The 285-nt window shown below is 46.3% G+C and carries 1 pseudogene; it reads left to right on the forward strand.

The features are described from left to right. Positions 1-285, forward strand: a pseudogene (locus HC176_RS19210) (hypothetical protein); the annotation flags it as partial.

Below are 285 nucleotides of genomic sequence, written 5' to 3' on the forward strand. Positions count from 1 at the left end.
CCTGTCTGCTCAAACCCGTGCAATTACAGATACAGGCCAGGAAGTAGTCCTTAACAGCGATGGCACCTACGCCTATGTCAACGAAGAAGAGGCTGCTGCAGTCACTATCCCTACCAATCCCGAAGAATTCTCTAAAAGTGATAGTGCTTCTTTTCTTCTGAAAAGCAAAAGAATTGGAGTCGGCTTTTGGCTGGATCCAAAGCTATGGTCTTTTGGAGCTCCTACAGATAATCCCGATGCCGAATATGAGGTGACCTTAAAAGGAGAAGACCTATACGGGGTGAT

Source organism: Tamlana crocina (assembly GCF_012037625.1).